This window comes from Marinobacter sp. DUT-1, from assembly GCF_050379415.1.
Lineage (GTDB): Bacteria > Pseudomonadota > Gammaproteobacteria > Pseudomonadales > Oleiphilaceae > Marinobacter.
The window spans coordinates 648,190-675,099 of the sequence record NZ_JBNRLS010000003.1 but is presented as its reverse complement, the minus strand read 5'-3'; the positions used below and the strand labels follow the sequence as shown (position 1 = coordinate 675,099).

Sequence of the window (26,910 nt, the reverse complement as noted above, 5' to 3'; positions counted from 1 at the left end):
TTTTTCAGTGGCTTGGAAGACTCTTCTCAGAAAAGTTTTCAAAAAGTTATCCACAGATTCAGAGGCATGCCGTTAGGCCGAAAAATCACCTTAAATTATTGTTTTAATTAAACTATCTAAAATGAATTCAGAGGTTATCCGCGTTTTGTCCATTTATTTTTCCACAGAATTCTCGGAGTTTACCGCCACAAGAGTCCTAACTCAGAAATCATCCGCCCGTTTTTGCGGTGCCCTCGCCAGCCCGGTACCTCCCGCCTGGCCAGCGGCCAGACGTTCAAGCTCCTGCTCCACGGCATTCGTGGACTTGGCGAACCGGGCCAGCAGGTTATAGAGCACCGGAATCAGGAACAGGGTCAGCGTGGTAGCGAAAATCAGCCCGCCGAGAATCACCATGCCGATGGCAGCCCGGCTCTCGGCACCGGCGCCGGTGGCAATCACCAGCGGAACGGCACCAAACACCGTGGAAATCGTGGTCATCAATACCGGGCGGAAACGCAGTACCGCGCCCTCGAGAATCGCATCCCGGACCTCATAACCTTTGTCCCGGAGCTGATTGGCAAACTCCACGATCAGGATGCCGTTCTTGGCCATCAACCCCAGCAACATGATGATGCCGATCTGGCTGTAGATATTCAGGCTGATGCCTGACCACAGCAACGCCAACAAGGCACCGGTCACTCCCAGCGGCACCGTCAGCATGATGATCAGCGGGTGGATCCAGCTCTCGAACTGGGCCGCCAGTACCAGGAAGACAATCACAAAGGCCAGACCAAAGGTTACGTAGACAGCATTGGAGGATTCCTCGAATTCCCGGGACAGGCCCTTGTAGCTGACCCGCGCCTCCGGCGGCAGGTTATCCACAGCCAGATTATTCAGGTAGGTCAGCGCCGAACCGAGATCATAACCATCCGCCAGGGAAGCGCTGATCACCACTGCCGGCAGGCGGTCAATCCGGCGCAGGTCCGGATTGGCGCCGATTTCCTCCACCGACACCAAAGCCTGCAGCGGAATCAGGTTGCCGCCTTCCCGCGGGCGCAGGAAGATCTGGCCCAGATCCGCCGGCGTTGCCCTATCGGCATCTGTCGCCTGAATGATGACATCGTATTCCCGGCCCCGGTCGAGGTAGGTGGTGACCTGGCGGGACGCCAGCATGGTCTGCATGGTCAGGCCGACATCCTCGATAGTGATGTCCAGGTCCGCCGCCCGTTCCCGGTCAATGTTGACGCGCAACTCCGGACGCGTCAGCTCGAAATCCGTCTCCAGGTTGAGCAAGCTCGGATTTTCATTGGCCCGCTCGACAATCTCCTCACTCCAGGCCTGCACCGACTCGTAGTCAGGACCGGCGATCACAAACTCCACCGGCTGGCTGAAGCCCCGCTGGCCCAGGCCCGGCGGATTCACTGCCACCGTCCGGATCCCGGAAATGTCACTGAGCTTCTGGCGGATCTCGCTGGTCACCTTTTGCTGCTTGATGTCCCGCTGTTCCCAGGGCACCAGCCCCATGATCATGAAGGCGTTATCCTCTTCGTCCCGGAAGCCGACGATAGAAAGCAGCCGGTTGGCAATTCCTTCATCCAGGTAAGGCAGCAGCTTCTCCTCGGCCTTACGCACGTAATGGTCGGTGAATTCCACGGTGGAGCCCCGGGGGGCGCTGGTGGGCATGATGATGATACCCCGGTCCTCGGTGGGAGCCAGTTCCTGGGGCAGCTTCGGGTAGATCACGGCCGCGACGACGAGGCCTGCCAGGCCCAGGCCGATCAGCAGGCCCGGCATCCTCAGGGAAAAGCGCAACAGCCGCTCATAACCCCGGGCCAGCCCATTGAGAACTGTCTCACTGGCGGCCCAGAGCCGGTGTCCCTCGGCAGATTCCGGGCTGTGGCGCAACCATTTGGAACAGAGCATGGGCGCCAGGGTCAGGGCCACGAGGCTGGAAAACACCACGGCTGCGGCGAGGGTGAAGCCGAACTCGGCAAACAGCCGGCCGACGTTGCCCCCCATGAACGAGATGGGCACGAACACCGCCACCAGGGTCAGGGTAGTGGCGATTACCGCGAAGGCGACCTGCTTGGCCCCCCGATAGGCGGCGAGCAAGGGCGGCTCGCCCTCATCAATCCGACGCTGGATGTTCTCCAGCATGACAATGGCATCATCCACCACCAGGCCGATAGCAAGAATCACCGCCAGCAGAGTCAGCACATTGATGGAGAACCCGAGAAAGCCCAGGCCGATGAAGGCGCCGATGACCGCAACGGGAATGGTCACGGCCGGAATCAGGGTTGCCCGCCAGGAGCGCAGGAACAGGAAGATCACCAGGATGACCAGGGAAACGGCAATGGCCAGGGTAATCACCACCTCCTTGATCGAGGCACGGATAAAGATCGATTCGTCGTAGCTCTCGGCGATGGTGACTTCCGGCGGCAGGGTTTCCCGGATCCGGTCCAGCTCGGCCCGAACGCCATCCGACACCGCCACGGTGTTGGCTTTGGACTGGCGGATGATACCCATGCCGATGGCAGTCTCGCCGTTGGCACGCAGGCGGCTGACATCCGACTCCACCCCCATCTGTACATTGGCCACTTCACCCAGGCGTAACAAATCATTGCCATTACGCCGGATCACCAGCTCCCGGAATTGTTCGACTGTGGATAACCTGCCCTCGGCCCGCACCGTGAAGTTGCGGGTGGAGGAATCCACCGAGCCGGCCGGCAGCTCCACGTTGTTGGCACGCAGCGCCCGTTCCACCTCAGCCACGGTAATGTTCCGGGCCGCCAGCCGTTCGCGATCAAGCCAGACCCGGATGGCGTACCGGCGCTCGCCGCCGATGCGGACATCCGCCACCCCGTCGAGTACGGATAACCGGTCAGCCAGCACCCGGTTGGCAAAATCGCTGAGCTCGGCACTGTCCCACACCTGGCTGCGCAAGGTTATCCACATCATCGGCCGGGCATCGGAATCGGCCTTTTGCACCACCGGCGCATCGGCCTCGTCCGGCAACTGATTGGCCACCCGGGAGACCGCATCACGCACATCGTTAGCGGCGATATCCACATCCCGGGAAATGTTGAATTCAATGCTGGTGCGGGACTCGCCCTGCTCGGTGGAGGACTCGATGGAGCGGATGCCCTCAATACCACTGATGGCCCCCTCAATCACCTGGGTGATCTGGGTATCGACCACCTCAGCGGCGGCACCGGTGTAATCGGTGGAAATTGACACTACCGGCGGATCAATGTCGGGGTATTCCCGGACCGGCAGCTCGAACAGGGCCGCCAATCCGAACACCACGATCAGCAGGCTCAGGACCGTGGCAAAGACGGGTCGTTTGATGGAAATGTCGGACAACACCATGGGTTACGACTCCGCGGAACTGACAAAGCGGTTTTCGGGGATAACATTCTCGCCGTCCAGAACGCGGATGCGGTCACCGGAGCTCAGGCGATCCTGACCCGTGACGATCACCTCATCCTCCAGTTGCACCCCACTGACCACTTCGACCATGCCGGGCATCCGGGAACCCAGTTGCACCGATACCCGTTTGGCAGTGCCGTCCTCCGCCACGAACACATACTGCTCATCACCGCGAATCATCACCGCCTGTTCCGGGATGACCAGGGCCTCCCGTTGTTGCAGGGTCAGCGTGGCCGACATGAACTGACCCGGACGCAGCCGCCCGTCGGCATTGTCAATCAGGGCCCGCACCGGCAGGCTCCGGCTCAACTCGTTGATTCGGGTACCCAGTTCCACCAGTTCGCCACGAAAAGGCTGATCGGGGTAGGCTGGCGATACGCCGCGGACCTCCTGTCCGGCAGCCACCTGCCCCAGGAAGCGCTCGGGAATGCTGAAGTTCAGCTCCATGCGTTCGGTGGTATCCAGGGTGGTAATCGCGGTTCCGGCCGTGACATAGGCACCGATGCTGATATCGCTGAGACCAACCACACCGGAAAACGGTGCCTCGATGCGATGATTATCCAGCCGCACGCGGGCGGCCTGGCGCTGGGCCAGGGCCACATCAACGGCCGTTCTCAGTTCATCCACCCGGGACTGGGAAATGCTGTTGTTGGAACGCAGGCGGTTGGCCCGCTCCAGTTGCCGCCGGGCATCGGCCAGCCGGGCTTCAATCTCGGCGAGATCCGCCCGGGCCTGGCGGTCATCGAGACGCAGGAGCAGGTCGCCTTCGGCCACTTTCTGACCGGCCGCCAGGTTGATTTCAGTGACCCGGCCACTGACTTCGGTGGTCAGTTCCACAGCATTCAGCGCCTGCAGATTACCCACGGCCTTGACCACATCCCTGACCGTGTCCCGCTCCGGGCGCATGGTGTTCACGGCACTGGCAGGGCGCTCACCACCGGCCTGCTGTTCCGAACCGCCGTCGTATGTGCGGTAGACCCAGGCCCCGCCGACAGCAACGGCGACGAGAACCAGCGCAATGACCCATTGTTTCCACATGATGGTATGACTGCCTGTTGATTGATGATCCGGTATGCCAGCCCGGTTATTTTCTCTGGATGACCAGCACAATCTCCCCGACGTCGATCCCCCACTTGCTCATGGTGGTCTGGTTGATCAGGGTGTCCGGGGTAATCAGATACATCCAGTCATCCATGCGCACATCGATGGTGCCGTCACCGTAGGCGACCCTCAGCACATAATTCATATGGATGGCGTTGCCCTGCCAGCGCATGGTACCGGGCTCGACCACGTCGCCGGCATTGGCACGATAACCCTCCGGCGTGGGTTCCAGGGTCCATACCCGGGTCTGGACCTCGCCGTCATCGAAGCGGAACACCTCGTCCAGGGTACCGACACCATTGCCATCCCAGGAGGCCGAGATATCGGCGTCAAAGGTACGAATCACCTCGCCCGAGAAATTCTTGACCACCCCGCGGGCCGAAAGTTCGCCGCTAAAAAACTGTTCCGGGACCAGTTTCGGCGATCGGCCTGCATAATCCTCCAACGAAGGAGACGCACAGCCGGACAGCAGCACCAGACTCAAACATAACCACAGCAGCGTTACAGGGCTACTGTCCCGATGCAGAATTTGACGCTTTTGCATGACTTTTACACTCCCCCGTGGCTGAAAATTCACAAGACTCACCAATAAGATACGAGCCATGGCCGGGGTTCGATCAGAACCTTCCTCCTCAACCCGGCGGCGTAACGTCATTTCAGCCAATTGTCTTTGGTGACATACCCTCCGGTGCTTTTCGTCAATGGCAGCGCCCCGGGAATGCCGTAAAACAAAAACCATCGGAGGCCAATCGCCCTCCCCCGAATCCATTACAGGTACAGAGGTTTCGTTATGCCGGTCTACAAGGCGCCCCTGCGCGACATGAAATTCCTGCTCAATGAAGTGTTCGATTACCCGAAACACTACGCGTCACTGGCCAGCGGCGAGAACGCCACGCCAGACATCGTCGATGCCATCCTGGCCGAATGCGGCAAATTCTGTGAAGAAGTCCTGAGCCCGCTCTACCAGTCCGGCGACGAGGAAGGCTGCAAGCTGGAAAACGGTGAAGTAACCACACCCGCCGGCTACAAGGAAGCCTACAACCAGTATATGATGGGCGGCTGGCAGGGCCTGTCTGCTCCTGAGGAATACGGCGGTCAGGGTCTGCCCGCCTCCATGGGGCTGCTCAAGCAGGAAATGATGGGCACTGCCAACTGGTCGTTTTCCATGTACCCGGGCCTGTCCCTGGGGGCCATGAATACCATCTACCTGCATGGCAGCGAGGCGCAGAAGCAAACCTATCTGACGCCGCTGACCGAAGGCCGCTGGGGCGGCACCATGTGTCTGACCGAGCCCCAGTGTGGCACCGATCTGGGCCAGGTAAAGACCAAGGCTGAACCCCGGGAGGATGGCAGCTACCGCCTCACCGGTACCAAGATCTTCATTTCCTCCGGTGAGCATGACCTGACCGAGAACATTGTCCACATCGTCCTCGCCCGCCTGCCGGATGCGCCCAAGGGTACCCGCGGCATCAGCCTGTTCATCGTGCCAAAGTTCCTGCCGGATTCCGACGGAGGTGTCGGCGAGCGCAATGGCGTCAGCTGCGGCAGCCTGGAAAAGAAAATGGGCATCAAGGCCTCCGCCACCTGCGTGATGAACTTTGACGGCGCCACCGGCTACCTGATCGGGCCCAAGAACCAGGGCCTTGAGTGCATGTTCACTTTCATGAACACCGCCCGTATCGGTACCGCCATCCAGGGTGTCGGCCCGGCCGAGCTGTCCTACCAATGGGCCCTGGACTATGCCAAAGAGCGCCGTTCCATGCGGGCGCTGTCCGGAAAAAAAGAGCCGGAGCAGGTGGCCGATGCCATCATCCACCACGCCGATGTCCGGCGCATGCTGCTGACCCAGAAAGCCGTCGCCGAGGGTGGCCGGGCCATGCTCTATTACGCCGCCCGGCTGGCGGACCATATGGTCGAGGCCCATACCCGGGGTGACGACAAGAAAGCCGAGGCTTACGACGACAAACTCGGCTTCCTGACCCCGATCCTGAAGGGCTTCCTGACCGAACTCGGGTACGAATGTACCAACCTGGGCATGCAGGTATTCGGTGGCCACGGCTATATCCGGGAGCACGGCATGGAACAGATCGTTCGTGATACCCGAATTGCCACCCTGTACGAGGGCACCACCGGCATTCAGGCCCTGGATTTGCTGGGCCGGAAAGTGCTGCTGATGACCCAGGGTGGCGCGGTCCGGGAATTCACCCTGAAAGTGGCCAACCACGCCCGCAAACACCTGACCGACAAACGCCTGCGCCCGTTTGCGGTGGAGCTACTCAAGCTGACCGCCCAGTGGAACCTGCTGACCGTGCGGGTGATGCTCGCCGCACGCAAGGATCGCGATGTGGTGAGTTCCGCCGCCAACGACTTCCTGATGTACAGCGGCTACGTGACCATGGCCTACATGTGGCTGCGCCAGGCCGCCGTGGCTGTGGATAAACTGGATAACGGGGGTGAGGAATCGGACGAATTCTACCAGGCCAAGCTGGCCACCACCGAATTCTACTTTGAACGTCTGCTGCCCCGGGCCCAGGCCCATGCCACCAGCATGCTGAGCCCGACCCGCAGCCTGATGCAGCTGGATTCGGATCATATGGCCTTCACCGGTTGATCCGGCCGGTGCCTCTTGATCCCGGGGTGCCCCGCCCCGGGATTTTTTTACCCTTGAAATCGGAGAAGGCAACCCCACATCCTTGGTGCCTTTCCATGCCAAAGTCATTAACTTCATGAGGTGAAAGGAAAATTTCAGATATTGAATAAAAGAAGGAGGTTCGAATATGGAAACTCGTACTGACGACTTTTATCCAACCCGCCTGGAACGCCCCACCCCGAGCTTCGAACGCCGGGACCCGGTTATCCACAGCTCCGGAGATGACCGCACCAACGGTCCTTTGAGCGAAACCGAACTGGCCCAATACGAGCGCGATGGTTTCCTGACCATCAACAACTTCCTCGATCAGGCCACGGTGCAGAAATTCCGCGAAGATTTGCGCGCCTACGAGGACGACGACAGCATTCTGCGCTCAGAGGGCACGATTACCGAGCCGGGCAAGCAGGAGATCCGCTCGATCTTCGGCATCCACGAGTTGTCCGACCGCTTTGACCGCCTGACCCGGGACCCGAAGATCCTCGCCATGGTGCGGCAACTGTTGGGCAGCGATGCCTACATCCACCAGTCCCGCATCAACTTCAAGCCGGGTTTCCACGGCAAGGGCTTCGACTGGCACTCCGATTTCGAGACCTGGCACGCCGAGGACGGCATGCCGCGGATGCGTGCCGTGAGCTTCTCCATCGCCCTGACCGACAACACCCCGTTCAACGGCCCCCTGATGCTGATTCCCGGCTCCCACAAGACCTTTGTACCCTGTGTCGGTCGCACCCCCGAGGACAACTACCAATCCTCCCTGAAAAAGCAGGAGCTGGGCGTTCCCAATGACCGCGACCTGAAACGGATGGCCGATGAGTTCGGCATCAAGGCGCCCACCGGTGCGGCCGGCTCGCTGATCATTTTCGAGTGCAACACCCTGCACGCCTCCAACGCCAATATGTCACCCTGGCCCCGGAGCAACCTGTTCTTCGTCTACAACAGTGTGGAAAACCAGCTGGAACAGCCTTACTGCGGCAACAAGCCGCGGCCGGACTTCCTCGGCAACCGCACCCGCACCGAAGCGCTGGAACCGGCTGGTCAGGACAACTTGCGCAGAACCGGGTAACACTACCCTGCGATTGAAACCGAAGGGGGAAGCCGGAAGGCTTCCCCTAACCTTTTCGGTCCACCGCTGCCGTTTGACCAAACAACAGTTTCTTTCCTTCCTCGGTGACCGCCGGACGGCTGGACCAGGGCTTGCCTTTCTCGTAGGCAGCAATCACCGCCGGCCTTGCTTGCATCGAGTAGAACCACCGCTTCAGGTTGGGAAAGGCAGAGAGGGATTGCCGTTGCCGCTCGTGCGGCACGATCCAGGGATAAATGGCGATATCAGCAATGGAGTAATTGTCGGCAACCCAGTCCCGACCTTTCAGACGGGTATCGAGCACGCCGTACAGGCGGTTGGTTTCATTGACGTAACGATTGATTGCATACGGAATCTGTTCCGGGGCGTACTGTACAAAGTGGTGGGCCTGCCCCGCCATCGGCCCCAGCCCTCCCATCTGCCACATCAACCATTCCAGTACTGTTTTCCTCCCCCGAAGATCGACAGGAAGGAAGCGGCCGGTCTTTTCGGCCAGGTAGAGGAGGATGGCTCCGGACTCGAACACGGTGATCGGCTGATCAACACCGTCGTCAGGGTCCTGGTCGATGATAGCCGGCATGCGATTATTCGGTGAGAAGGAGAGAAACTCCGGCTTGAACTGGTCTCCGGCACTGATATCCACTGGATGAATCCGGTAATCGAGACCCGCCTCCTCGAGGAAAATAGTGATCTTGTGGCCATTAGGAGTAGGCCAGTAATAGAGATCAATCATCACTGCTCTCCGGCTTTTGATTCCAGAGTCTCAGCCAACAACTCAATCCGATCCTGACCCCAGAACTGCTCACCATTCAACACATAGGCAGGAGCACCGAGAACGCCCTGGTCAACAGCCTCTTCGCTGTTGCGGTCATATTGGTCAGCAATATCCGTTGACTGTGCTGCTTCAATTACTCCATCCGCGTCCAGGTCGAGAGCATTCAGAATGTCACGAATCACCGCTTCATCCGCGATGTTCTTCTCCTCGGCCCAACAGGCTGCCAGAACGCGCTGTACAAATTCGCCGGGATTGCGGCCAGTGTGTTGCAGTGCAATAACGCAACGGTCTGCCAAGCCGGGATCTGTCGGAAAGTGCGCAGGTTTGAGATTGACGGCCAAACCCCGTTTCTTTGCCCACCGTTCGATCTCAAGCAGGCGGTATGCCTGACGGCAGATCGGGCGCTCAGGAACGGGCTTCGCGCCGGAATTGGCAAACACCTTTGCCAGCTTCACCGGCTTGAAATTGACCTCAGCGCCAGCCTTTCTGGCCGTCTCCAGAAACACCTGGTGTCCGAGATAGGTGAACGGGGAAATGCTGGTGAAGTAATAATCGATCCTGGGATTCATCACTCTCGGCTCCTGAACAATTGCTGTTGTTTTTTTGCTGTCCAGTACTGTAATAATTATTGAGCGATCACTCAACAAATAAATGAGCAGTACTGTCTGGTAACCAGAATCGTCGAGAGGCTTGCTGAAAAAAAGAAAAGGGAAGCCCGAATGCGGCTTCCCTTTCCAGTAGGTGGCTGTTGAGGCGGATTACTGATCCCGGAACCGCCGGATAAAGGCCTCGGATTCGGCAATGGAGGCTTCCATGTTGCGGATCAGGCTGTCCACATCGCTACGGATCCTGCCAAGTTCGTTCTCCAGGGCGCCGATGGCCTGGGCGTTGAGGTTGTGCTTGAGATACAGCACCTGGTCTTCGAAGGCCTGCAGAACCGGATCCATGCGATCTTCGGCCTGATGCATGCGGGTGATCAGTTGTTGGTACTGGCTTCGGGTTTCCCGCAGCTGCTGTTCGCTGCTGCGCCTCAAGGAGGCACTTTCGTACAGATCGAGCTCCTCTTCCCATTCATCGAAGAGAGCTTCGGAAACATCCTCGACACCGTCAATACGATCCCTCACCTTGTCAGCGGCATCGACGCTGTCCTCGTAAGCGTCACGGATGTCCTCGTATTTCTCCTTGAGTTCGGTGTCCGGCGTCGCCACTACGCTTTGGAAACGGGCCAGGGACGAACGGAAGGTTTCCTGGGCCTCGGACTGCGCATCCCGGGCGTCTTCCACTCGGTCCACCAGGATATCCCGTTTCTCGAAACCGAGTTTTTCCATGGTGTTGTAGTACACCGTACTGCAGCCGCCCATTGCCAGGGCAAGGAGAAACGCTGAAGCGAGCGCGAGCACCCGGCTGTGTGACTTTTCCATGGCTTTGTTCCCTTATTTTCCGATGCAGAAGCTGCTGAATATCTTGCCCAGAAGTTCATCCGGTGTCAGGTGCCCGGTGATTTCCCCCAGGGCATCCTGGGCCGCGCGGAGGTCCTCGGCCAGCAGTTCGCCGGCACCGTAACCTTCCAGCTGGGTCTGGCCCTGCAGCAGTGAATCCCGGGCCCGTTCCAGGGCATCCAGGTGCCGGCGGCGGGCCAGGAAGCCACCCTCGGTGGTGGTGACAAAGCCCATGCATTGCTTCAGATGGTCCCGCAACACCTCAAGCCCCTCGGCGGACTTGGCAGCCAGCCGAATCACCGGCGCCGCCTGGTGAGGTTCGGCGGTCATGCCCACCGTTTCCCCGGACAGGTCCACCTTGTTGCGGATCACGGTCACCGGTGCGTTCGCGGGCAACCGATCGATGAAGTCCGGCCAGATTTCGTGGGGTTCGGTCTTGTCGGTAGTGGTGGCATCCACCATCAGCAGGATCCGGTCCGCCTGGCGGATTTCATCCCAGGCCCGGGCGATGCCGATCTGCTCCACCTCGTCGGGACTGTCCCGCAAACCCGCGGTATCGATGATATGCAACGGCATACCATCGATGTGGATATGTTCCCGGAGCACGTCCCGGGTGGTGCCCTCGATCGCGGTCACAATGGCGGCTTCCCGGCCAGCCAGGGCATTGAGCAGGCTGGATTTGCCGGCATTGGGGCGGCCTGCGATGACCACCTTCATGCCATCCCGGAGAATCGTGCCCTGCTGGGCCTCAACCTGGATGGTATTGACCCGTTCGATCAGCGCATGGAGATCGGAGGCCACCTTGCCGTCGGCCAGGAAATCGATTTCCTCCTCGGGAAAGTCGATGGCGGCCTCCACGTAGATCCGTAAGTGAGTGACCGCTTCCACCAGATCGTCGATCCGACGGGAGAAAACCCCCTGCATTGACCGCACCGCACAGCGCGCCGCCTGCTCCGAACTGCTCTCGATCAGATCGGCAATGGCCTCGGCCTGGGCCAGGTCGAGCTTGTCATTCAGAAAGGCCCGTTCGGAGAATTCACCCGGTCGGGCCAGGCGCGCACCAAGGCTGCATACCTCCCGGAGCAAGAGATCCAGGATGACAGTACCGCCATGGCCCTGAAGCTCGAACACATCCTCACCGGTAAAGGAATGGGGGTTGGGAAAAAACAGCCCGATACCTTCGTCGATGAGCTGGCCGGAGTTATCCACAAAGGGGCCGTAATGAGCGTACCGGGGTTTCGGCTCGAAACCCAGCATGCGCTGGGCGATGTCCCGGGCCTTCGGGCCGGAGACCCGGACGATGCCGACACCGGCCTGGCCCGGCGCGGTGGCAATGGCGGCAATGGTGTCTGTGCTCTGTTGCATGAAAATTCCCCGGCTGAAATAACAGAGGCTCCATGAAGGAGCCTCTGTCGGGTCAGGTCAGCACTCTGGTCAGTGCTTCTTGCCTGCCACTTCCGCTTCAATCTTGCGGGTAATGTACCACTGCTGGGCGATCGACAGAATGTTGTTCACCAGCCAGTACAGTACCAGGCCCGCCGGGAACCACAGGAAGAACACGGTGAAGATCAGCGGCATCATCTTCATGATCTTCGCCTGCATGGGATCCGGTGGCGTTGGGTTCAGGTGCATCTGCAGGAACATGCTGGCACCCATCAGGATCGGCAGGATGAAGTACGGATCCATCTGCGAGAGGTCATTGATCCACAGGAAGAACGGTGCATGGCGCAGCTGGACACTCTCGAACAGAACCCAGTACAGGGAAATGAATACCGGCATCTGCACCAGAATCGGAAGGCAGCCGCCAAGGGGATTGATCTTCTCCCGCTTGTACAGGGCCATCATTTCCTGGGACATACGCTGGCGATCGTCGCCATAGAGTTCCTTGAGCCGGGTCAGTTGCGGGGCAACCGCGCGCATCTTGGCCATGGACTTGTAGCTGGTGGCGGACAGGTGGAAGAACACCGCCTTCACCAGCACGGTCAGAAGAATGATGGACACACCCCAGTTGCCTACGAGGGCATGGAACCACTGCAGGATATAGAACAGCGGCAGGGAGATGAAAAAGAGCCAGCCGAAGTCCACGGTGCGGTCGAGATTCGGGGCAATGGCTTCAAGCCGGTCGAGAATTTTCGGACCAACATAGGCCTTGGCGCCAACTTCGGCGGTTTCGCCCGGAGCCACGGTGGTGGCCGGATAGACAAAGCCCATCACATGCAGCGGACCACGCTGGGTGGTCTGGAACTGGGCCGGCATATCGCGTTCGGGAATCCAGGCACTCAGGAAGTAGTGCTGCAGGAAAGCCAGCCAGCCGTTGGTAACCTGCTGGTTGACACGATTTTCCTTGAGGTCGTCAAAGTCGAACTTTTCATAGGGATCTTCCGGCGAGCTCATCACCATGCCCAGGTAGGCACGGATACCCATACTGGCCTGGCTGGTGGGGTCGGGAGCTTCGTCACGGACGATCTTACCAGTGAAGTTGGCCTGCCAGGGCTCTCCGGAATTGTTCTCCACCAGGTAACGAACACCGATTTCATAACTGTCACGCTCGAACTGGTAGCGCTTGGTAATCTTGACTCCGGTATCGGTGGTGTAGGTGAGATCGACGGTCAACTGGTCCTGACCTTCGTCGAGCTGATATTGATCAGCCGCGGTCTGGTAGACGGGTGCGGTGCCGTTTTTCTGGCTGTCCGGGCCGTCACGACCAATCAGACCGCTTTCCAGCACGTAGGTACGGGTTTCGGTGTTCGTCAGCAGTCTGAGCGGTTCCTCGCTGTTCAGCGATTTGTCGTAATTGAGGAGCGAGCTGTGGACAAGGTTACCGCTGACCCGATCAATGGTCAGGTCGTAGACGTCAGTGCGGATGGTGACGAACTGGTTATCAACCGAGGTGCCTTCCGCGCTTGTAGCGACGGTGGCCTGCCCGCTCTCGGGTGTGGAAAACTCTTCGTTGCCGGCAGATGTGGAGCTGCCCTGTTCCGGGAGCACCATACCGTCGTCACCGTTTGTACCATTGGCGTTTGACGGGCTGGCAACCTGTGCAGTTTCAGTAGTCTGTGGCTGCTGATGATAATCCTCGTTCCAGGCCAGCACCATCAGATAACTGACAATCGCCAGGCCGGCAAACAAAACAATGCGTTGAATATCCATAGGATTACTGTCTGGTCTGGGTGGTTTGAGGGGAATGCTCAGTACCTGGAACAGGATCGTAGCCGCCTTCACTCCAGGGGTGACACCTGCCGAGACGCCGGATGGCCAGTACCGAGCCTTTGGCAGCACCGTGCAGGGTAATGGCTTCAACAGCGTATTGCGAGCACGTGGGATAGTGGCGGCAGTGACTCGCCATCAGGGGGCTGATTGCATATTGATAGAAGCGAATGGGCAGAAGCAACAGTTTGCGCATTAACCCGTTCCTCTACCGGCAGGCTTGGATTCAGCTGCTCGGGATGGCGATGACTGATGGTATTTTTTTTTAAGTCGGCGCCAGAGATCGTTCAGGGAATCCCGGATGGTCTGATTATCCAGGTTGGCCAGTCCTTGACGCCCAAGGATCACGATGTCTACGCCGGGCAGGTCGCTCTGGAGCCTGAAAGTCTCTCTGACCTGGCGTTTAACCCGGTTTCTCTGGACGGCCAGCTTGAGGTTCTTTTTGGAAAATATCAGACCAATCCTGGCATGACCGAGATCGTTCGGTTTAGCCAGGATCAGGAAATTCCGGTGCGGAACCTTCAGCTGTACGTCATCGAAGACTTTGCTGTAATCCGCGGGCCGCAGTAGCCGGGCGGATTTTGGAAAACCCAAAGCCTTCATCAGGCGAACAGGATTTACGCTGACAGGCGCGCGCGACCTTTGGCACGGCGACGGGACAGAACCTTGCGACCGTTGGCAGTGGCCATACGGGCACGGAAACCGTGGACGCGCTTACGCTTCAGGACGCTTGGTTGAAACGTTCTTTTCATGGTGACGATCTCACATTTCGTAAGTTTGAAATTCAGTAACTGGCTGGAAAATGTACAGCCAAAACAGGAGCGGCATTCTATGCAAATACCGGTGAGAATTCAATGATTATTGTGTCAGGGACAATACGGGGTTGGTGGGGTCGGCAGTGGGGCGAGCAGATAACAGAATCAGTAAGTCTTTTATGAATTCTTTTAAGGATTATTTATTACTGTTATTAGGGTCCATGATTTCTGTGGAAAAGCGCAATTTTCGTTTTTAATTCAAATTCTTCTGGCGTTGACAAGGTTATTGAAAAGGCGGCGTGAGGCCTGTGGAGGAAGCAGTGACGAAATGTGGGAAAGTCGGCGTTGCCCGAAAAGTGCAGGTTATCCCCTGATCCGTCCCGGGCTTTCGCACAGGGTTGCACGCAGGGTGTGCACACAGGGCTGTGGGTAACTTTTTTTGAAGGGGTTTACTGTACACAAGGCTGTAGGTAAGTCTCTAAGATTTTGTTTTTGAATGTTTTTAATTTCCACAGGCTGTTTATGAGTTCAGTTTTGGACTTTTACTGCCAGGTCGCTCGGGTTAGAATCCGTGATCACCTCTTTACTACCGGAAGCAGTCATTCCGGAGAGAAGAATTTCTGGGTTATCGGGAGCAGACGGTCGTGCCGAACAGTATCTGGCATCAATGTCTTGAAGTACTCCGGGACGAGTTTCCCGCACAACAGTTCAATACCTGGTTGAGACCGCTACAGTCGGACCACAGGGAAGGTCAGTTGGTGCTGTTTGCTCCCAACCGGTTTGTGATGGACTGGGTCAATGAAAAATATCTTCGCCGTATAGAGGAAGTCCTCAAGGATCTCAACGGAGGCCAGGCACCCCGGGTCAACATGAAGGTGGGGTCTGCCCCTCGGGAACAGGCACCGGTAAACCGCGCCGCCGACAAACCGGCAGTCAATGGCAGGCTGCAGGAGGAAACCGGCAACCACGTCACCGAAGAGGAAAAGGGTGTCGCGGCCACCGTAGCGGGGCCGGTGAGCGTCAAGCCGAAAACGGACAATGATCGCCGGGAAGTGCAGGTAGAAGGTGACATCAAGCACCAGAGCTTTCTCAACGAAGGTTTTACGTTCGAGACCTTTGTTGAAGGCAAGTCGAACCAGCTGGCCCGGGCCGCTTCCATGCAGGTCGCCGAGAATCCCGGTGGCGCCTATAACCCGCTGTTTCTGTATGGAGGTGTGGGCCTGGGTAAGACCCACCTGATGCACGCCATTGGTAATGAGATCGTTCGGCGTAATCCCCGGGCCAAGGTGGCCTACCTGAGATCCGAACGCTTTGTGGCGGATATGGTCAAGGCATTGCAGCTCAATGCCATCAACGAGTTCAAGCGTTATTATCGGTCGGTAGATGCCCTGCTGATTGATGACATCCAGTTCTTTGCCCGCAAGGAGCGTTCCCAGGAAGAGTTTTTCCACACGTTCAACGCCCTGCTTGAGGGCGGTCAGCAGGTCATCGTGACCTGTGATCGCTTCCCGAAAGAAATCTCCGATATGGAAGAGCGGTTGAAGTCCCGGTTTGGCTGGGGCCTGACCGTGATGGTGGAGCCGCCGGAGCTGGAGACCCGGGTCGCGATCCTGATGAAAAAGGCCGAACAGGCGAACGTCAAGCTCAGTAGTGAAGCGGCCTTTTTTATTGCCCAGAAGATACGCTCCAATGTACGGGAGCTTGAAGGGGCGCTTCGTCTGGTGATAGCGAATGCTCACTTCACGGGCTCCGAGATTACTCCGCCGTTTATCCGTGAGAGCCTGAAAGACTTGCTGGCCCTCCATGAAAAGCAGGTCAGCATCGATAATATCCAGCGCACCGTGGCGGAGTACTACAAGATCAAGGTGGCGGACCTGCTGTCCAAGCGCCGGACCCGGACGGTTACCCGGCCCAGGCAGGTTGCCATGTCGCTGGCCAAGGAACTGACCAACCACAGTTTGCCGGAAATCGGCGACGCCTTCGGCGGGCGGGACCATACGACGGTGCTGCACGCGTGCAAGAAGATCCTGGAACTGCAGGATTCAGATCCGGGTATCCGTGAGGATTATCAGAACTTTATGAGATTGCTGACCACCTGATGCCGGGCGTTAGCGACAACATTCACCCTTCCAACACCAAAGAAAGCTGAGTGCCATGAAACTGACGATCAGCCGTGAATCCCTGCTCACCCCGCTGCAAAGCATTGCCGGCGTGGTGGAGAAGAAACAGACAATGCCCGTGCTTTCCAACGTACTGCTGGTGGCCGAGGACAATACGCTGACCCTGACCGGGACCAATATGGAGGTTGAACTGGTTGGCCGGGTGACTCCGGTGCATGTGGACCAGTCTGGCCGGATCACGGTGCCCGCCCGGAAGCTGGCCGACATCTGTCGTGCCCTGGGCGATGAATCACCGATCGAGCTGTCCCTGGAAGGAGATCGCCTGCACCTGCGCTCCGGCAACAGTCATTTCACCCTGTCCACGTTGCCGGCGGAGCATTTCCCCAACGTGGAGGATGAAGACGAGAGCTTCCGGCTGGAACTTCCCCAGAAGGAACTCGGCCGGATGCTGGATGCCACCGCGTTTGCCATGGCGCAGCAGGATGTTCGCTATTACCTGAACGGCCTGTTACTGGAAGTGTCGGCGGATCACGTACGCACGGTGGCGACCGATGGTCACAGGCTCGCGATGGCCCATGTGGATATGCAGACCGGTTGGTCCGAGCTGCGCCAGGTCATCGTGCCGAGAAAGGGCGTGCTGGAACTGGCCCGTCTGCTGGATGACGTGGAAACGCCGGTGACCCTGGTGATCGGGGATAACCATCTGCGTGCGACCGTCGGTGCCTATACCTTCACCTCCAAGCTGATCGAAGGCAAATTCCCGGATTACAACCGGGTTATCCCCAGGGGTGGTGACAAGGTTGTGCTTGCTGACCGGTCCACCCTGAAGAACACGCTTCAGCGCGCGGGTATTCTTTCCCACGAAAATATCCGGGGTGTCCGGTTGAACCTGGGTCCGAACCAGCTCCAGGTGTTTGCCAACAACCCGGATCAGGAACAGGCCGAAGACGCGCTGCCGGTGGAGTATCAGGGCGAATCACTCCAGATCGGCTTTAATGTAGGCTACCTGGTGGATGTGATGAATGCGCTGGATGATGATCAGGTGAAGATCACCCTGTCCAATCCGAACAGCAGCGCATTGATCGAATCGGAAAATGATAACCGGTGCCTGTACGTGGTCATGCCGATGCGGCTGTAACCGGGGTGCCGGGTAAGGGAGACATACCATGGGTACCGTAACGAACGGAATCAAAGGCGCATTCAGGATTGGCCAGACACTGTCGGTTCTGGGTCGCACCGGTGTCAACTGGGTTCGGGGCGAGCGGCCCCCTGCCCCGCGTCTGCTGCGGCAGACGTTTGAATCATTGGGTGCCACCTACATCAAGCTCGGTCAGTTCATCGCCAGTTCGCCGACGTTCTTTCCCAAGGAATACGTCGAGGAATTCCAGTATTGCCTGGACAAGACTCCGAGTCTTCCGTTCGGGGTGATCAAGAGAATCATCCGGGAGGAACTGGGCCGCCCGATCGAGGAGGTCTACTCCGAGATCGATCCGGTGGCGCTGGCGTCCGCTTCCATAGCCCAGGTTCATGCGGCCCGTCTGGTGACCGGTGAAGATGTGGTGATCAAAGTCCAGAAGCCGGGTGTGGAGAACATCCTGCTGACGGACCTTAACTTCCTGTACCTGTCGGCGCGCATTGTCGAGACGCTGGCACCGAAACTGTCATGGACCTCTATGTCCGGCATTGTGGAAGAAATCCAGCGCACGATGATGGAGGAATGTGACTTCATCAAGGAAGCGAACAACCTTAAGGTGTTCCGCAATTTCCTGCACGATACCCATAATGAAGAAGCAACCTGCCCCAAGGTCTATGAACACTGTAGTACCCGCCGAATTCTGACCATGGAAAGGTTCTATGGCGTGCCGCTGACCGATCTGGAAAGCATTCGCGGTTATGCGCGGGATCCGGAGCACACACTGATCACCGCCATGAATACCTGGTTTGCGAGCCTGACCCAGTGCGAGTTTTTCCATGCGGACGTACATGCCGGCAATCTGATGGTCTTGCGGGATGGCCGGGTCGGTTTCATCGATTTCGGAATCGTGGGCCGGATCAAACCGGATACCTGGCAGGCGGTGAGTGATTTCATCTCGGCGATCATGGTTGGCAATTTTGACGGCATGGCGTCGGCCATGATCAGGATCGGGGTCACCCATCAGACTGTGAAGGTCTCGGATCTGGCGGCGGATTTGCGTCGACTGTACCAGCAGATGGACAGGATGGTGCCTGATCATGTGCCTTATGAAGCGGACCAGGCCGAAGACGATGTGAATAATATTTTGATGGATATGGTGAAGATCGGCGAGAGCCATGGTCTGCATTTCCCCAGGGAATTTGCGCTGCTACTGAAACAGTTCCTGTACTTTGACCGTTATGTGCACATCCTGGCACCGGAAATGGATGTCTTTATGGATGAACGATTGAACATGTTGCACTGAGCCTGTCGCCATCACCTGACAGCTTTTGTACACTAAGGCAGCGCACGGATAACCCGGCGCTGCCTTTTTTAATGGCCGAGTTTCGTCCCTCCGGAAAGCCAACCCTTCTATGGCCCTTGTCAGACTCCAGACCGAGCACTTCCGCAATCTGGCGCCAGATCCGGTGTCATTTTCCCCGTCGTTCAATCTTCTCTACGGCGCCAACGGCAGCGGAAAAACGAGTGTACTCGAGGCGATCGGGTATCTTGGACTTGGCCGCTCGTTCCGGGTCAGTCGGCACCAGGCGGTGGTTGCCCATGGGCAGAGCCGCCTTACGGTGTTCGGTGGTCTGGACCGGGGCGCGGGAGACTCGGTTTCCGGGGGCGACGGTGGTCTATCCCATCGGCTCGGGATTTCCCGAGATGTAAGTGCCAAGGAAACATCACTGCGTGTGGACGGTGAGAGTGTCCGGAGCCTTTCCTTGATGGCCAAGCATCTGCCGGTGTCGGTGATTGACCCCGGCGTTTTTGACATTGTAGCGGGCGGCCCTGGCAAACGAAGGCAGTTCCTCGACTGGTTAGTGTTCCACGTGGAACCTTCCTTTGCGTCGGTCTGGCAGCAATGTCAGAGAGTCACATCACAGCGGAATCAGACGCTCAGAAATGGTAGAATAGACGAATCACTGCTGCGGGTCTGGGATAGTCAGTACGCAGCTCTCAGTGAGCGTCTGAGCGATTCGAGGCAATTCACCTTCGAGCGGTTCAAGGAAGCATTCGAACTGTTGGTTGAGCAGGTGGATGTTCCCTGGACCCAGGGCCTGAAGATGGAATTCTTTCCGGGCTGGGATCGGACGCAGGCGCTCACCGTGATCCTGAGTAATCATCGGGAACAGGAGCTGAAGATGGGGCATACCCTGTATGGCCCCAACCGCGCGGACATCCGCCTCAAGTTCCAGGGGCGGCCGGTTGCCGAGACTTTTTCCCGGGGGCAGCAGAAAACCCTGGTTATTTTAATGAAGATTGCCCAAGGGATGGTGTTGAGCGATATGGGCCGGCAGGTTACGTTTTTGCTCGACGACATCAACGCGGAGTTGGACGCTGGTCATCGGGCGATGCTTGCCCGGAAACTCCGCGCCTTGGGCAGTCAGGTATTTATTACATCGATTGAACATCCGGACCCAGAGTCTCTCTGGGGTAGTGACGAAACTCCGGATTACAGAATGTTCCACGTGGAACATGGAAAATTGACGGAAGAATAAACCGGCGATGGCAACCCTGATGAAGAAGCTCACGAGGCACTCAGGCTAGCACCGGTCATCACCCTTCAGGAGTCACCTAATGAGTGAATCGAACTACAATTCCTCCAGTATCAAAGTCTTGAAAGGACTGGATGCGGTGCGAAAGCGGCCCGGCATGTACATCGGTGACACCGATGATGGCACCGGCCTGCACCACATGGTCTTTGAGTTGGTGGACAACTCCATCGATGAGGCTCTGGCAGGTTACTGCTCCGAAATCGGGGTGATTATCCACCCGGACGAGTCCGTGACCGTCAAGGATAACGGTCGCGGCATTCCGACCGACCTCCATGAGGAGGAAGGCGTGTCCGCCGCCGAGGTGATCATGACCGTTTTGCACGCCGGTGGTAAGTTCGATGACAACAGCTACAAGGTGTCGGGCGGCCTGCACGGGGTTGGCGTATCCGTGGTTAATGCCCTCTCCTCTAACCTGACCCTGACCATCCGCCGGGACGGCAAGGTCTGGGAGCAGACCTATGCTCACGGTGTACCGAAAGCACCACTCTCGGTGGTCGGTGACACCGATGCCTCCGGCACCAAGGTCCATTTCATTCCCTCTCCGGAAACCTTTTCGAGTATCCAGTTCCACTACGACATCCTGGCCAAGCGCCTGCGGGAACTCGCCTTCCTGAACAGCGGCGTACGGATTCGACTGACCGACGAGCGATCTGGCAAGGAAGAGGTCTTCGAATATGAGGGTGGTCTGCGTGCCTTCGTTGAGCACCTGAATTCCACCAGGACCCCCATCAACCGGGTTTTCCATTTCAACCGTGAGCGTGAGGACGGTATCGCCGTCGAAGTCGCCATGCAATGGAACGACGCCTTCCAGGAGAACATCTACTCCTTCACCAACAACATCCCCCAGCGGGATGGCGGTACTCACCTCGCGGGCTTCCGGGCCGCCCTGACCCGCTCACTGAACAACTACATTGAGCATGAGGGTCTGGGCAAAAAAGCCAAGGTGGCGACCTCGGGTGATGATGCCCGTGAAGGCCTGACAGCGATCATTTCGGTGAAGGTTCCGGACCCGAAATTCTCCTCCCAGACCAAGGACAAGCTGGTGTCTTCGGAAGTGAAGACAGCGGTGGAGCAGGAGCTGTACCAGAGTTTCAGTGATTTCCTGCAGGAGCAGCCGAACGAGGCCAAGCTGATCGTCAACAAGATGCTTGAGGCGGCCCGGGCTCGGGAAGCGGCCCGTAAGGCCAGGGATATGACCCGCCGCAAGGGCGCCCTGGATATTGCCGGCCTGCCCGGCAAACTGGCTGACTGCCAGGAAAAAGATCCCGCCCTTTCCGAACTGTTCATTGTGGAGGGTGACTCCGCAGGCGGCAGCGCCAAACAGGGCCGTGACCGCAAGACCCAGGCCATCCTGCCCCTGAAGGGCAAGATTCTGAACGTGGAGAAAGCACGGTTCGACAAGATGCTGTCTTCCGCGGAAGTGGGCACCCTGATCACCGCTCTCGGCTGTGGTATCGGCCGTGAGGAATTTAATCCGGACAAGCTCCGTTACCACTCCATCATCATCATGACCGATGCCGACGTGGACGGTTCCCACATCCGGACCCTGCTACTGACCTTCCTGTTCCGGCAGATGCGGGAAATCATCGAGCGCGGCCATGTCTTTATTGCTATGCCGCCCCTGTACAAGGTCAAGCGAGGCAAACAGGAACAGTACCTGAAGGACGAAAAGGCCAAGGAAGCCTACCTGACACAAACCGCGCTTGAAGGCGCCCAGCTGTTCGTCAACCCCGATGCGCCGGCCATCAAGGACTCGGCCCTGGAGACCATGGTCAAGGACTACCAGGCGGTGATGGCGATGATTGATCGCCTGTCACGGGCCTATCCCGCCAAGGTCCTGGAGCAGATGCTGTATAACGTCACGCTCAAAATGGACGATCTGAAGGACGAAGAGGCAGTGGCCCGCTGGGTCGGTCGCCTGGGCGAGGGTCTGAACCTGGATACCCGCACCGGTACCAAGTACACCTTCTCGGTCACCCGGGACGAAGAGCGCGGCCTGTTCCTGCCCAAGGTCACCATCTACGTGCACGGTATTCCCCATGAGCACGTGTTCAGTCACGATTTCTTCGAATCCTCGTCCTATGCCGCCATTGCGCGCATGGGTGAAACCCTGGACGGACTGATCGAGGAAGGTGCCTATATCCAGCGTGGCGAGCGCAAGCAGGCGGTGCTGTCGTTCGAAGGCGCCCTGGCCTGGCTGATGAAGGAGGCTCAGCGGGGTCTCAACATCCAGCGCTACAAGGGGCTGGGTGAGATGAACCCGGAACAGCTGTGGGAAACCACGATGGATCCGGAAACCCGCCGGATGATGAAAGTCACCATCGAGGATGCCATCGCGGCCGACCAGATCTTCACCACCCTGATGGGTGATGATGTGGAGCCGCGTCGTGACTTCATCCAGACCAACGCGTTGGAAGTGACCAACCTGGACGTGTAAGTGCCCTGAAAAAGGCATAAAAAAAGGCGGGAAGTGAGAGCTTCCCGCCTTTTTTGTTTTAAACCATTCGTTTTTATTTCCTGAAGCTTTAAAGCCTACTTCCCAGAGGTCTGTTCCCTGGACCTCGCTTTTTCTTTCTCACGTTCCTTCTCTACCAGGTGAGGTGCCATCACCTCTTCCAGGGTGTAGCCGGTCAGCCGGCGGATGGTGCGCCAAAGGTACCAGAAAATGAGCATCATCATGACCATGGAGGGAATCGCGATCATCGGATAGCTCACCAGAGTCATGCGCCCGAGTTCCTCATTGAAGGCCTGGGTGCCGGATGGACTGGTGACGATCCATTTCGCCAACACATAGTTCATGATCGAGGAAAACAGGAAGGTTCCGGCGAAAAAGTAACTGGCTTTCAGCAGACGGCCCTCGAACTCACCTTCCCTGCCCTCGTCCACGAGCCGTTCCTGGATCTTATCTACATCCAGCACCGACGGGTTGTACAGCAGGGTACGAACCAGTGGATAGCGGGTCCGGGTCGACACCAGCACCGCCAACCCGATGATAGCCGGTACTGCGGCTTCCTTGATCGCCAGCCACTGGGAGTTGAGCTCGAGCAGACCGATGCCGCCGGTCAGCCCTACGCTGATCAGCCCCAGCAGGGCAATGAAGTTCTTCTTGTGGTAACGCACCAGCTCGAACAGGCCCCACCCCAGAGGAAATGCCAGGCCGATGATCAGGGCATTCACGCTGCCGAGGTGTTCGTCCCCGCTGAACTTCATGAGGATGACCGAGGGGATGATGATACTGACGAGCAGATCGACCCAGGGGCGGGGCTTGTGATCGGGAACGGATCGGGGAGTGTCCGGAGTCATTGAGTTACCTGGTTGAACAGCCTGTGCACACAGGCCCGGTGAATAAAGATGTTCAGGCAGTATACGATGATTCCGGGGGTATTCGAAGGGAGTTGGCCGGGCCACCGGGGCCCGGCCAACAAATGCCTTTGACGATCAGGCACCTGCCTCTTTCAGGCTCTCCTCGACAATCGCCAGGCCTTCCTCGAGTACGTCATCCTGGATGGTGACCGGCATGAGGAAACGCAGGGTATTGCCATACATGCCACAGCTCAGCAGGATCAGGCCCTTTTCCTTGGCCTTCTTGGTGACTGCCGCGGCCAGTTCCGGCATCGGCTTGTGGGAATCCTTGTTTTCGACCAGCTCGATCGCCGCCATGGGGCCGAGATTGCGCACGTTATCCACATGTTCGAACTGCTCCTGCCATTGGGCAAAACGGGCCTTGAGCTTTTCACCCAGACGCTGGCTCTTGCCCAGGATATCCTCCTCCTTGAACACGTCAAAGACTGCCAGAGCGGCCGCGCAGGCAGTCGGGCTGCCGGTGTAGGTGCCGCCCAGGGAGTTCGGACCGGAGGAATCCATCACCTTGTCGGTGCCAACAATCGCGGAGATCGGCATACCGTCAGCCATGGACTTGGCCATGGTCATGATGTCCGGCTCTACACCACTGTGCTCGATCGCGAACATCTTGCCGGTACGGCCAAAGCCGCTCTGGACCTCGTCGACGATCATGAGGATATCGTTGTCGTCGCAGATCTTCCGGACCTTTTCCAGGAAACTCTTCGGTGCCGGATAGAAACCGCCCTCACCCAGAACCGGTTCCAGCACAATCGCTGCGGTATTGCGGGCCGGGGAATCGGCCTTCATGGTCATGGCCAGTCCACGCAGAGCCTCGTCCTCGGAGACACCGTGGTACGGCACCGGGAAGGGCGCCCGGTATACCATGCCCGGCATCGGGCCGAAGTCGGTCTGGTAGGGCGCGGCCTTGCCGTTCATGGCCATGGTCATGAAAGTACGGCCGTGGTAACCGCCGTCGAAACAGATGACATTGGTCTTGCCAGTGGCTGCCCGAGCGATCTTGACCGCGTTCTCCAGCGCCTCGGCACCGGAGTTGGCGAGCATGACTTTACCGTGTCCGCGCACCGGCACTACTTCGCTCAGCTTCTGTGCCAGCTTCACGTAGCCCTCGTAGGGCATCACCGTCTGGCAGGTGTGCATCAGCTTGTCCAGCTGTGCCTTGACCGCTTCGACCACCTTGGGATGACGGTGGCCGATGTTGAGAACGCCGATACCGCCGGCGAAGTCGATCATGCGTTTACCGTCCGCGTCCCAGAGTTCGGCGTTCAGGGCGTGATCGGCAAACTGTTCATTGGGGCTTGCCGCGCCCGCTGCCACGTAACGTTCTTTCAGTGCCTGCAATTCTTGATTGCTCACTTTGCGATCCTCCTGTTCGGGAGTCAGTAGGTTTAACTACCAGTGTAAGGAGTACGGGCGCCGGCCACAAACCGACCACCGTCTTACTCCCGTTGGTCCCGGAACTGCAAGCGGGCGAGACGCTGGTACAAGGGGCTGGTCTCCATGAGTTTCTGGTGGCTTCCGATAGCCAGCAACCTGCCTTCATCCAGTACGGCAATCCGGTCGGCGTCACGCACTGTGGCCAGACGATGAGCGATCACCAGGGTGGTCCGACCGTGGGTGAGTGCCGGCATCGCCTGCTGAATCAGATGTTCACTCTCCGCATCCAGGGAACTGGTGGCCTCGTCCAGCAATAGTATCGGGGCATCGGCCAGCAGGGCCCGGGCAAGAGCCAGGCGCTGCTTCTGGCCCCCGGACAGGCCCAGGCCGTTGTCACCGAGCCGGGTGTCATAACCCTCCGGCAGCCTGTGGATAAATTCGTGGGCATGGGCCACGCGGGCCACCTGTTCCACTTCTGCCTGACTGGCGTCCGGGCGGGCATAACGGATGTTGTCAGCGACCGACCCATTGAAAAGCGCCGGATTCTGCGGCACCAGCGCAAAGCACCGACGTAGATCAGACAACTCGACAGAGGAGCTGTCGACACCGTCAATCCGGATACGACCCGCTTGCGGACTATAGAAGTGCAGCAGCAGGTCGAACAGCGTGGATTTTCCGGCACCGGAGGGTCCCACCAGAGCGACGGTCTCGCCGGGCTCTATGGTAAGGCACAGGTCATCCAGGGCGGACGTCCCGGGCCGGCTCGGGTAACTGAACCGCAGATCCTCAATCTCGATCCGGCCGGTTACCCGCACCGGCAGTCTGGCCTTTGTATTGCTCCGCTCACCAAATTCCGGGCGGGTTTGCAGAAGTTCGAACAAGCGGGCCGCGGAACCGGCGGCCCGTTGCAGCTCGCCAATGACTTCGCTGATGGCACCGGCGGCCACCCCCACCAACAGGCTGTAGAACACGAAGGCGGCCAGCTCCCCGGGGCTGATGCGGCCCTCGATGACATCGAGACCGCCAATCCAGATCACGATACCTACGGCCCCCATCACCAGGGAAATCGCCAGGGTGGTCAGCCAGGCCCGCTGCCGGATACGGTCCCGGGCGATGTCGAATGCCCGTTCCGACACTTCCCCGAAATAGCGGCGATCCTGGGGCTGGTGATTGAACGCCTGTACCGTCTTGATCTGGGTGAGGCTCTCGCCCACGTAACTGCCGACATCGGCCACCCGGTCCTGGCTCAGCCGGGACAGCTGCCGGACCCGGCGACCGAAGAACAGGATCGGCGCAATCACCAGCGGAAAGCCGAGCAGGATGATGCTGGCCAGTTTCGGGTTGGTCACGAACAGGAGAACCAGCCCGCCCACCAGCATCAGCGCGTTGCGCAGGGCAATGGATACCGTCGAGCCGATCACCGATTGCAGCACGGTGGTATCGGCGGTGAACCGGGACTGGATCTCCAGCGCCCGGTTCTGTTCGAAGAAGCCCGGGTGCAGGTCGATCAGGTGGTTGAACACCCGTTTGCGAATGTCCGCCACCACCCGTTCGCCGATCCAGGACACCAGGTAGAACCGGGCAAAGGAACCGAACGCCAGGCCCAGCACCAGCACAAAGAACAGGCCGATGGCCCGGGCCAGGTTGGCCGGTGACTCGGTGGCCAGGCCCTGATCCACCAGGATCCGCAGCCCCTGCCCCAGGCTCAGGGTGATGCCGGCGGTAATCACCAGGGCCACCAGGGCGCCGGCAACGGCACGCCGGTACGGGCTAATGAACTCATAGACCAGTTTCAGGACCTTGCGATGACGGGTGTTGATAGTCGGCCTCCGGATATCCACAGGAAGTGCTGTACACTTTGCTCGCTGTCCATCATACGGCTGAATCGATCATTTTGCCCTGACC

21 protein-coding genes are annotated in these 26,910 nt (G+C 58.6%); 7 read left to right on the top strand and 14 right to left on the bottom strand.

Annotation, left to right across the window (positions count from 1 at the left end; translation table 11 throughout):
- Window positions 1-201: 201 nt before the first annotated feature.
- Genes ACQUTG_RS13015 through ACQUTG_RS13005 form a run of 3 tightly spaced genes read right to left on the bottom strand, consistent with a single transcriptional unit; the run spans window position 202 to window position 5,053 of the window.
- Window positions 202-3,348, bottom strand: coding sequence for an efflux RND transporter permease subunit (locus tag ACQUTG_RS13015; RefSeq protein ID WP_428919807.1), 3,147 nt, complete (start codon window positions 3,346-3,348; stop codon window positions 202-204).
- Window positions 3,349-3,351: 3 nt separating this feature from the next.
- Complete coding sequence (locus ACQUTG_RS13010; RefSeq protein ID WP_428919806.1) at window positions 3,352-4,446, bottom strand: efflux RND transporter periplasmic adaptor subunit; 1,095 nt, start codon at window positions 4,444-4,446, stop codon at window positions 3,352-3,354.
- A 46-nt stretch (window positions 4,447-4,492) separates the two neighbouring features.
- Complete coding sequence (locus ACQUTG_RS13005) at window positions 4,493-5,053, bottom strand: DUF3833 domain-containing protein (protein ID WP_428919805.1); 561 nt, start codon at window positions 5,051-5,053, stop codon at window positions 4,493-4,495.
- A gap of 246 nt (window positions 5,054-5,299) precedes the next feature.
- Here ACQUTG_RS13005 and ACQUTG_RS13000 point away from each other — a divergent pair, with 246 nt between their 5' ends.
- Both ACQUTG_RS13000 and thpD read left to right on the top strand, forming a co-directional pair.
- Window positions 5,300-7,120, top strand: a complete 1,821-nt coding sequence (locus tag ACQUTG_RS13000; protein WP_428919804.1) for an acyl-CoA dehydrogenase C-terminal domain-containing protein — start codon at window positions 5,300-5,302, stop codon at window positions 7,118-7,120.
- Between the two features lie 166 nt (window positions 7,121-7,286).
- Window positions 7,287-8,222: an ectoine hydroxylase gene (gene thpD / locus ACQUTG_RS12995; protein WP_428919803.1), complete on the top strand. Its 936-nt coding sequence runs from the start codon at window positions 7,287-7,289 to the stop codon at window positions 8,220-8,222.
- Window positions 8,223-8,268: 46 nt separating this feature from the next.
- Here thpD and ACQUTG_RS12990 read toward each other — a convergent pair whose 3' ends face one another.
- The 8 genes from ACQUTG_RS12990 to rpmH all read right to left on the bottom strand — a co-directional run bounded on the left by ACQUTG_RS12990 (window position 8,269) and on the right by rpmH (window position 14,413).
- Window positions 8,269-8,973 (bottom strand): glutathione binding-like protein, encoded by a 705-nt coding sequence (locus ACQUTG_RS12990; protein ID WP_428919802.1) that lies wholly within the window; start codon window positions 8,971-8,973, stop codon window positions 8,269-8,271.
- Window positions 8,973-9,584 (bottom strand): 2-hydroxychromene-2-carboxylate isomerase, encoded by a 612-nt coding sequence (locus ACQUTG_RS12985; protein WP_428919801.1) that lies wholly within the window; start codon window positions 9,582-9,584, stop codon window positions 8,973-8,975. The genes ACQUTG_RS12990 and ACQUTG_RS12985 overlap by 1 nt, the downstream gene beginning before the upstream one ends.
- Window positions 9,585-9,773: 189 nt before the next feature.
- Window positions 9,774-10,436 (bottom strand): DUF2959 domain-containing protein, encoded by a 663-nt coding sequence (locus ACQUTG_RS12980; RefSeq protein WP_428919800.1) that lies wholly within the window; start codon window positions 10,434-10,436, stop codon window positions 9,774-9,776.
- Window positions 10,437-10,448: 12 nt separating this feature from the next.
- Complete coding sequence (mnmE, locus tag ACQUTG_RS12975) at window positions 10,449-11,819, bottom strand: tRNA uridine-5-carboxymethylaminomethyl(34) synthesis GTPase MnmE (protein ID WP_428919799.1); 1,371 nt, start codon at window positions 11,817-11,819, stop codon at window positions 10,449-10,451.
- A gap of 69 nt (window positions 11,820-11,888) precedes the next feature.
- Window positions 11,889-13,604, bottom strand: coding sequence for a membrane protein insertase YidC (gene yidC / locus ACQUTG_RS12970; RefSeq protein WP_428919798.1), 1,716 nt, complete (start codon window positions 13,602-13,604; stop codon window positions 11,889-11,891).
- Between the two features lie 4 nt (window positions 13,605-13,608).
- On the bottom strand, window positions 13,609-13,857 hold the full coding sequence (gene yidD / locus ACQUTG_RS12965) for a membrane protein insertion efficiency factor YidD (RefSeq protein WP_343813098.1): 249 nt from the start codon (window positions 13,855-13,857) through the stop codon (window positions 13,609-13,611).
- A complete protein-coding gene (rnpA, locus tag ACQUTG_RS12960) occupies window positions 13,857-14,264 on the bottom strand; it encodes a ribonuclease P protein component (RefSeq protein ID WP_428919797.1) in 408 nt (135 codons plus the stop codon). The genes yidD and rnpA overlap by 1 nt, the downstream gene beginning before the upstream one ends.
- A gap of 14 nt (window positions 14,265-14,278) precedes the next feature.
- Window positions 14,279-14,413 carry a 50S ribosomal protein L34 gene (rpmH, locus tag ACQUTG_RS12955; protein ID WP_008940054.1) on the bottom strand — a complete coding sequence of 45 codons (135 nt, stop codon included), beginning with the start codon at window positions 14,411-14,413 and terminating at the stop codon, window positions 14,279-14,281.
- 647 nt (window positions 14,414-15,060) lie between these two features.
- Here rpmH and dnaA point away from each other — a divergent pair.
- The 5 genes from dnaA to gyrB all read left to right on the top strand — a co-directional run bounded on the left by dnaA (window position 15,061) and on the right by gyrB (window position 22,705).
- Window positions 15,061-16,515, top strand: coding sequence for a chromosomal replication initiator protein DnaA (gene dnaA / locus ACQUTG_RS12950; protein WP_428919796.1), 1,455 nt, complete (start codon window positions 15,061-15,063; stop codon window positions 16,513-16,515).
- Window positions 16,516-16,570: 55 nt separating this feature from the next.
- Entirely contained in the window at window positions 16,571-17,674 is a 1,104-nt protein-coding gene (gene dnaN / locus ACQUTG_RS12945) for a DNA polymerase III subunit beta (protein WP_428919795.1), read from the top strand.
- A 28-nt stretch (window positions 17,675-17,702) separates the two neighbouring features.
- The gene (locus tag ACQUTG_RS12940) at window positions 17,703-18,974 is read left to right on the top strand and encodes an ABC1 kinase family protein (protein WP_428919794.1); all 1,272 of its coding nucleotides are present in this window, start codon (window positions 17,703-17,705) and stop codon (window positions 18,972-18,974) included.
- A gap of 109 nt (window positions 18,975-19,083) precedes the next feature.
- Window positions 19,084-20,211, top strand: coding sequence for a DNA replication/repair protein RecF (recF, locus tag ACQUTG_RS12935; RefSeq protein WP_428919793.1), 1,128 nt, complete (start codon window positions 19,084-19,086; stop codon window positions 20,209-20,211).
- A 79-nt stretch (window positions 20,212-20,290) separates the two neighbouring features.
- Entirely contained in the window at window positions 20,291-22,705 is a 2,415-nt protein-coding gene (gene gyrB / locus ACQUTG_RS12930) for a DNA topoisomerase (ATP-hydrolyzing) subunit B (RefSeq protein WP_428919792.1), read from the top strand.
- A 95-nt stretch (window positions 22,706-22,800) separates the two neighbouring features.
- Here gyrB and ACQUTG_RS12925 read toward each other — a convergent pair whose 3' ends face one another.
- The 3 genes from ACQUTG_RS12925 to ACQUTG_RS12915 form a co-directional block, all read right to left on the bottom strand.
- Entirely contained in the window at window positions 22,801-23,571 is a 771-nt protein-coding gene (locus ACQUTG_RS12925) for a VC0807 family protein (RefSeq protein WP_428919791.1), read from the bottom strand.
- A gap of 135 nt (window positions 23,572-23,706) precedes the next feature.
- Window positions 23,707-24,984 carry a 4-aminobutyrate--2-oxoglutarate transaminase gene (gene gabT, locus ACQUTG_RS12920; protein ID WP_428919790.1) on the bottom strand — a complete coding sequence of 426 codons (1,278 nt, stop codon included), beginning with the start codon at window positions 24,982-24,984 and terminating at the stop codon, window positions 23,707-23,709.
- Window positions 24,985-25,067: 83 nt separating this feature from the next.
- Window positions 25,068-26,801, bottom strand: a complete 1,734-nt coding sequence (locus ACQUTG_RS12915; RefSeq protein ID WP_428919857.1) for an ABC transporter transmembrane domain-containing protein — start codon at window positions 26,799-26,801, stop codon at window positions 25,068-25,070.
- Window positions 26,802-26,910 lie beyond the last annotated feature (109 nt).